The organism is Roseospira navarrensis (genome assembly GCF_009601025.1).
Lineage (GTDB): Bacteria > Pseudomonadota > Alphaproteobacteria > Rhodospirillales > Rhodospirillaceae > Rhodospira > Rhodospira navarrensis.
Map to the genome: position 1 here is coordinate 1 of NZ_WIVE01000111.1, position 6847 is coordinate 6847.

Genomic DNA, 6847 nt, shown 5'->3' on the forward strand with positions numbered 1-6847 from the left:
CGCAAGCATCTGCAAGCCTACCTCGATGAGTTCGTCTTCCGCTTCAACCGCCGCCGCACCCGGCACGCAGCCTTTCGATCCCTACTGGGCACCGTCACCACCAAAGGACCCATCACCTACGATATGTTGATCGCGCCGGAAGCAAAGGGATAAGCCTTTCTCTTTAATAATTGTTTCTTTCAATTGACCCTCTAAACGATCTGTTGTTTCCACCCAGCGACCAGTAAATCGAGCAACTCCTTCTTTCCGGTAGCTCTTAAATACCCACAATGAAATATCTGCATTCTTGACATCAAAATTTTTCATGCTTTGGAGATCTGACATTTCACCACCCCTCACTACTTCGGTTCACGAATAAGGACTATATCTTGCACTTGCGACCTATAATATCTATTGCCTGACCGCAACGGAACACGTGACAACGCTAATATGACATGTTCTTGCGTTTCACCTTCGTATCGACACCCAAGCTCATAAAGTCGCCAACCAAAAGCTGAAAATACAGGATTAAGTATTATTTGCTCAGATTTAAAAGTAATCCAGAACATCCACAACAAAAATACTACAAACCCCACAAACTTATCCGCACTGTGATAATCAACATTCATGAATGAAACAACATATGGCATTGCATAATTTATCAGCTCAGATGGCATTTTTTTCGCCTGCAAAACAACGAGCTTCCCTTGCGGCCTCGCTATATAAATAGAAAAAAAACCAATGGCAACAGAAAACAAACACAATACGAAAAACAAAAAAGAATAGAAAAAAGTCTCGTTGACTATATAATCTGGAAAGTAGCAGCTTTCTGCGAATGGATTTGTTTTACAGTATTCAAAAAGAATCGACAATTTATCGTATTTAATAGATTGAGATAGTAGTATTAAACTCAGCGGCAGGTAGGACCCCAGAAATATAAAAAACGCAACTGCTATTCTTATTTTCATTCTGATCACCTTTCTAAAGTTGTATTGAAGATTTCAATACACGGAATAGAATTTCTCGTCTGCCGCGGGACGTCTCATCTTGATATCAAGATGATATCAAGGGTATAGTATCCCCGCTTGGGTTGTGTTGTCAACCGTATACGTTTTTTAGGGCATATCGAACTCGCGACAATTTCCGGCGGTGCCCACTCCCTGTGCACCACTCTTTTTAGATCGCATGTGTACCGGCCCCGGTTCCCTCCGGCCGCGAACGGGGCTAGACTGCGCGGCAGTTTCCTCCGTGTCGGCGATGCCCCGGACTCGTCCGGTCCATCGCCTCCGCCGCATCGCGGCGCCGGCGCAGTCGCGCCGGCCGGCCGACGAAAAAGTGAACCTTTCCGTCGGCCGGGATCATTCCCGACCACCCTGCTCCCCCATTCCCCTTGTCGCCAGGAGGTTCCATGCCCCGTGCGCGCAAACCCGCCGCCTCGCCCCCCGCCTCCACAAGCAACGCCCTGACCGGCACGCCGGCCTGGAGCACCCTCGCCGCCCACCGCGACGCCCTGGCCGGCACCCCCATGCGGGAGATGTTCGCCGCCGACCCGGACCGATTCGCGCGCTATTCGCTGCGCCTGGGCGACCTGCTGCTGGACTACTCCAAGAACCGCATCACCGACGAAACGATGCGGCTGCTGCTCGACCTCGCCGCCCAGACCGGCGTGGAGGCCAAGCGCGACGCCATGTTCGCCGGCGAGGTCATCAACACCACCGAGGGCCGCGCCGTCCTCCATGTGGCGCTGCGCAACCGCGCCAACCGGCCCATCCTGCTGGACGGCCAGGACGTGATGCCCGAGGTCAACCGCGTGCTCGCCCAGATGCGCGACTTCTGCGCGGCGGTGCGCGACGGCGCCTGGACGGGCGCCACCGGCAAGCCGGTCACCGACGTGGTCAACATCGGCATCGGCGGCTCCGACCTGGGGCCGGTGATGGTGGCCGAGGCGCTCAAGCCGTACTGGCACGCGCGCATCCGGCCGCACTTCGTCTCCAACGTGGACGGCACCCACATCGCCGAGACCCTGCACGGCCTGAACCCGGAAACCACGCTGTTCCTGGTGGCCTCCAAGACCTTCACCACGCAGGAAACCCTGACCAACGCCCACACCGCGCGGCGCTGGCTGACCACGGCCCTGGGCGAAGGCGCGGTGCCGAAGCACTTCGCCGCGCTGTCCACCAACGCCGAGGCCGTGTCCGCGTTCGGCATCGACACCGCGAACATGTTCGCCTTCTGGGACTGGGTCGGCGGGCGCTATTCCCTGTGGTCGGCCATCGGCCTGCCGGTGGCGCTGGCCATCGGCTTCGACCGCTTCACGGACCTGCTCGACGGCGCCCACGCCATGGACGAGCACTTCCGCACCGCCCCCCTGGCCGAGAACATGCCGGCCATCCTGGGCCTTCTGGGGGTGTGGTACCTGAACTTCCACGGCGCCTCGGCCCAGGCCCTGCTGCCCTATGACCAATACATGCACCGCTTCGCCGCCCACTTCCAGCAGGTGGACATGGAAAGCAACGGCAAGCGGGTCACCCTGGACGGCGCGCCTGTGGACACCGACACCGGCCCGGTGATCTTCGGCGAGCCCGGCACCAACGGGCAGCACAGCTTCTATCAGCTCATCCACCAGGGCACGCGCCTGATCCCCTGCGACTTCATCGCGCCGGCGATCAGTCACAACCCGATGGGGGAGCACCACCCGATCCTGCTGTCCAACTTCTTCGCCCAGACCGAGGCCCTGATGAAGGGCAAGACGGCGGACGAGGCCCGCGCCGAACTGGAGGCATCGGGCATGGGCGCCGACCAGATCGCCGCCCTGCTGCCGCACAAGGTGTTCCCGGGCGACCGGCCGACCAACTCCCTCCTGGTCCGGCGCATCGACCCGTACACGCTGGGGCAACTGGTGGCGCTGTACGAGCACAAGGTGTTCGTCCAGGGCGCCGTGTGGGGGGTGAACAGCTTCGACCAGTGGGGCGTCGAACTGGGCAAGCAGCTCGCCAAGGCCATCCTGCCCGAGTTGAAGGGCGACGCGCCCGTCTCCAGCCACGATGCCTCGACCAACGGCCTCATCAACGCCTGGAAGGAGATGCGGGGCTCGTGACGGGCACAATCCGTCCCCTTCCGGAAACCCTGGTCAACCGCATCGCCGCCGGCGAGGTGGTGGAACGGCCCGCGAGCGCGGTCAAGGAACTGGTGGAGAACGCCATTGACGCCGGGGCGTCGCGCGTGGATGTGACGCTCTCGCACGGGGGCAAGGCGCTGATCGCGGTGGTGGACGACGGCCGGGGCATGGGGCCGGACGATCTGGCCCTCGCGGTCGAACGCCACTGCACCAGCAAGCTCGCCGACGATGCCGACCTGACGGACATCCGCACCCTGGGCTTCCGGGGGGAGGCGTTGCCGTCCATCGGCTCGGTGGCGCGGCTGGCGATCACCAGCCGCCCGCCCGGCGCGGATCAGGCGTGGCGGATCGCAGTGGAGGCCGGGCGTGTCGGCGCGGTGGAACCGGCCGCGCACCCGCCGGGCACGCGGGTGGAGGTGAGGGACCTGTTCCACGCCACCCCGGCGCGGCTGAAGTTCCTGAAGGCCGACCGCACCGAACAAAACCACGCCGCCGACACCATCAAGCGGCTGGCCATGGCCCACCCCGAGGTCGCCTTTTCCCTCTCGGACGGCACGCGCACCCTGCTGAAGGCCCCGGCGCTGACCGGCGGACTGCTGGATGATCCTCACGCCGCCCGGCGGGAACGGCTGGGCGCGGTGCTGGGCCGGGAGTTCGCCACGAATTGTGTGACGGTCGACGTGGACCGCGAGGGCGCCCGCCTGACCGGCCACGCCGGGCTGCCCACCTTCCACAAGGCCACCGCCCAGGACCAGTTCCTGTTCGTCAACGGTCGCCCGGTGCGGGACCGGCTGCTGCACGGGGCCATCCGGGGGGCCTATCAGGACTTTCTCGCCCGCGACCGGCACCCCGTGGTGGCGCTCTATCTGGACCTGGACCCGGCCGCCGTGGACGTGAACGTCCACCCCGCCAAGACCGAGGTGCGGTTCCGCGACGCCGCCCTGGTGCGCGGCCTGATCGTCTCCGGCATCCGCCATGCGCTGGCGGGGGCCGGGCACCGGGCGAGCACCACCGTGGCGGCGGGCCTGTTGGGGCGGGCGCGCCCCGAGGGGGCGGAGGATCATCCCGCGCCCCGCCTTGCGCTGGGCGGGAGCTGGCGCGGACCGGCGCGCCCGTCGTCCGGGGCGCTGGAGACCGCGCGGGCGTGGCAGGCGCCGCCTGCTGGTGACACGAACGGTCCGGGGTTCGCCGAGGCCTCGGCCCGGGTGCCGGACGCGGCGACTCCCTCGCCGGAGCCCCAGCCCGAGCCCGATCCCGATCCCGCCGACACCCCGCTCGGGCGGGCGCGGGCGCAGGTGCACACCACCTACATCCTGGCCGAGACCACCGACGGCCTCGTCATCGTGGACCAGCACGCCGCCCATGAGCGCCTCGTCTACGAGCGCATGAAGGCCGCCCTGGCCGACGGCGGCATCGCCCGGCAGGGCCTGCTGCTGCCCGAGGTGGTGGAGCTGGACGAGGCCGCCGCCGCCCGCCTGCTGACCCGCGCGGACGAACTGGCCACGCTGGGCCTCGTGATCGAGGGCTTCGGCCCCGGCGCCGTGGTGGTGCGCGAGGTCCCCGCCCTGCTGGGCCAGGTGGACGCCGCCGGGCTGGTCCGCGATCTGGCGGACGAGTTGGCCGAATGGGGCCAGACCCTGGCGCTCAAGGACCGCATGGCCGATGTCTGCGGGACCATGGCGTGTCATGGCTCGGTGCGGGCGGGCCGGCGGTTGAACGAGGCCGAGATGAACGCCCTGCTGCGCCAGATGGAGGCGACGCCGCACAGCGGCCAGTGCAACCACGGCCGCCCGACCTATGTCGAACTGCGGTTGGCGGATATCGAGCGGTTGTTTGGGAGACGGTAAGCGAGTCCGTCCGTTCAGGGTCTTGCGATTATCGCAAAATAGCGATATCGTTCCCAAGCATGACCTGGACCGTCGAGACCCTGAACGACACGGTGGATGCGGAACTCGGTGCCCTGCCCGCCGACATGCGGGCACGGTTCGTCCGGATCTCTGAACTCATCATGGCGGTCGGCCTGGACCGCGTCGGTATGCCGCACGTCCGGCATATTTCGGGGCCGCTCTGGGAAATGCGGATGACGGGCCGGGATGGCATCGGTCGCGCGCTCTATGTCGCGGTTCGACAGCGCCGGGTCGTGGTGGTCCGGGTTTTTGTCAAGAAAACACAAAAGACGCCACGAAGAGAGATTGACCTTGCCCTTGATCGCGCCAAGGAGGTGTTGGGATGACCGACGTTCGAGATCTCAATGAAGCGTGGAGCCAGGATCCGGCGTACCGGGCGGCGTATGAAACGCTGGGGCCATCGTTCGATCTGGCCCGCGCCATGATCGAGGCGCGCGCGCGTGCCGGACTGACCCAGGCGCAATTGGCTGAGCGCATGGCGACCACGCAATCGGTGATCGCCCGTCTGGAAAGCGGTCGCACGCAGCCGTCCACCAAAACGCTGGTCCGGCTGGCGGAGGCAACGGGCACCCGCCTTCGGATCACGTTCGAAAGCGCCGAAGACGCGGCATGACGCTTGCGCGCAGGCCGGCCGGCGCCTGTCGAACCGTGACTGGCGGATATCGAGCGGCTGTTCGGGCGGCGGTAGGGGCGCTTGACCGCCGGGGCCAGCGGTCACATCCTCAACATTGAGAAGTGACCAGGATGGGGACGGCCGCCATGGACGCGATCCTTTCCACGACAGGCCAGATTACATTGCCCAAATCGCTGCGGGACCGCCTGCACTTGAACGCCGGCGACCGGGTCGGCTTCCGAATCGATGCGGACGGAACCGTGCGGATCATCCCCAAGACCCGCTCCGTCCGGGACCTGAAGGGGTGCCTACCACGGCCGGAGAGTCCAGTATCGCTGGAGGACATGGATCGGGCGATTGCCGCTGGTGCGGCGGATAGCGGATGATCGCCCTCGATACCAACCTTCTGGTTCGCTACATCACCCAGGACGATGACGCCCAAAGTCCAGTGGCAACAGGGGTGATCGAGGACCGATGCACCCCGGACGCGCCAGGATGGATCTCCCTCGTGGTTCTGTGCGAACTGGTCTGGGTGCTCTCGCGGGCCTATCGGTACGACAAGGCCCAGATCGCGGACGTTCTCGACCGACTGTTGGCGACCGCGGAGTTGCGCGTTGAGCAGGAGGAGTTGGCCCGCGCCGCTCTGGCCGGGTGGCGCACCAGCGGGGCAGACTTCGCGGATCATGTGATTCTGGAAAGCGCCCGTGCGGCGGGCGCCTTGCCTCTGGTCACGCTGGACCGGCGGCTGGGCGCTCATTCAGATGCCGCATTGGCACCTGACATCGTGGTTGAATGACGACCGCACCATTCATTGTTTTTTTTAAATATTTTTTTGCATTTCCTCGACCCATCCTAAAATAGCTTTCCATTCATCATTGTCGCAAAGAGACTTGTTTAATATTTCGCGCAACATAATTGTTTCAACATTTTGCACCTCATCCCAACAAATGCTATCATATTTTTCTTGCGTCATATCAGGGTCAATGGCCGCCTCAAACTCCCTGAACCACCATTGAGATACTTTGACATACACACTGAAAGAGAATACGACATCGTACAGCGTGACCTCTTTTCTGTCATCGTCAACAAGCAGACTCATTATTTCATGGCCAATTTCGTTGCGCAAATTATATATCCGCTCTATTTCAGCACAAAGGCTTATCCCTTTGAGTCCGGGACCGCATCATGTGGTGACAGGTGGCCCGAAATGGCGCAGAACATAGAGTGAAC

The 6847-nt window shown here is 63.2% G+C and carries 7 protein-coding genes and 1 pseudogene; 7 read left to right on the forward strand and 1 reads right to left on the reverse strand.

Annotated elements, in window-relative coordinates; genetic code table 11:
• The 7 genes and pseudogenes from GHC57_RS18435 to GHC57_RS18465 all read left to right on the forward strand — a co-directional run.
• Positions 1-153: pseudogene (locus GHC57_RS18435) on the forward strand (IS1595 family transposase); the annotation flags it as partial.
• Positions 154-1387: 1234 nt separating this feature from the next.
• Complete coding sequence (gene pgi / locus GHC57_RS18440) at positions 1388-3076, forward strand: glucose-6-phosphate isomerase (RefSeq protein WP_153347024.1); 1689 nt, start codon at positions 1388-1390, stop codon at positions 3074-3076.
• Entirely contained in the window at positions 3073-4944 is a 1872-nt protein-coding gene (gene mutL / locus GHC57_RS18445) for a DNA mismatch repair endonuclease MutL (protein ID WP_170294970.1), read from the forward strand. The genes pgi and mutL overlap by 4 nt, the downstream gene beginning before the upstream one ends.
• 59 nt (positions 4945-5003) lie before the next feature.
• Positions 5004-5330 carry a type II toxin-antitoxin system RelE/ParE family toxin gene (locus tag GHC57_RS18450; RefSeq protein WP_153347026.1) on the forward strand — a complete coding sequence of 109 codons (327 nt, stop codon included), beginning with the start codon at positions 5004-5006 and terminating at the stop codon, positions 5328-5330.
• Positions 5327-5617, forward strand: a complete 291-nt coding sequence (locus GHC57_RS18455) for a helix-turn-helix domain-containing protein (protein WP_153347028.1) — start codon at positions 5327-5329, stop codon at positions 5615-5617. The genes GHC57_RS18450 and GHC57_RS18455 overlap by 4 nt, the downstream gene beginning before the upstream one ends.
• Before the next feature lie 146 nt (positions 5618-5763).
• Positions 5764-6003 carry an AbrB/MazE/SpoVT family DNA-binding domain-containing protein gene (locus GHC57_RS18460; RefSeq protein ID WP_153347029.1) on the forward strand — a complete coding sequence of 80 codons (240 nt, stop codon included), beginning with the start codon at positions 5764-5766 and terminating at the stop codon, positions 6001-6003.
• Positions 6000-6413 carry a type II toxin-antitoxin system VapC family toxin gene (locus tag GHC57_RS18465; RefSeq protein ID WP_153347031.1) on the forward strand — a complete coding sequence of 138 codons (414 nt, stop codon included), beginning with the start codon at positions 6000-6002 and terminating at the stop codon, positions 6411-6413. The genes GHC57_RS18460 and GHC57_RS18465 overlap by 4 nt, the downstream gene beginning before the upstream one ends.
• A gap of 24 nt (positions 6414-6437) precedes the next feature.
• Here the strand turns inward: GHC57_RS18465 and GHC57_RS18470 are convergent, their stop codons facing one another.
• A complete protein-coding gene (locus tag GHC57_RS18470; RefSeq protein ID WP_153347032.1) occupies positions 6438-6743 on the reverse strand; it encodes a hypothetical protein in 306 nt (101 codons plus the stop codon).
• Between the last annotated feature and the right edge of the window lie 104 nt (positions 6744-6847).

Coding starts and splice junctions, on each gene's coding strand:
- pgi (WP_153347024.1), top strand. CDS start 1,388: ATGCCCCGTGCGCGCAAACCCGCCGCCTCGCCCCCCGCCTCCACAAGC.
- GHC57_RS18450 (WP_153347026.1), top strand. CDS start 5,004: ATGACCTGGACCGTCGAGACCCTGAACGACACGGTGGATGCGGAACTC.
- GHC57_RS18455 (WP_153347028.1), top strand. CDS start 5,327: ATGACCGACGTTCGAGATCTCAATGAAGCGTGGAGCCAGGATCCGGCG.
- GHC57_RS18460 (WP_153347029.1), top strand. CDS start 5,764: ATGGACGCGATCCTTTCCACGACAGGCCAGATTACATTGCCCAAATCG.
- GHC57_RS18465 (WP_153347031.1), top strand. CDS start 6,000: ATGATCGCCCTCGATACCAACCTTCTGGTTCGCTACATCACCCAGGAC.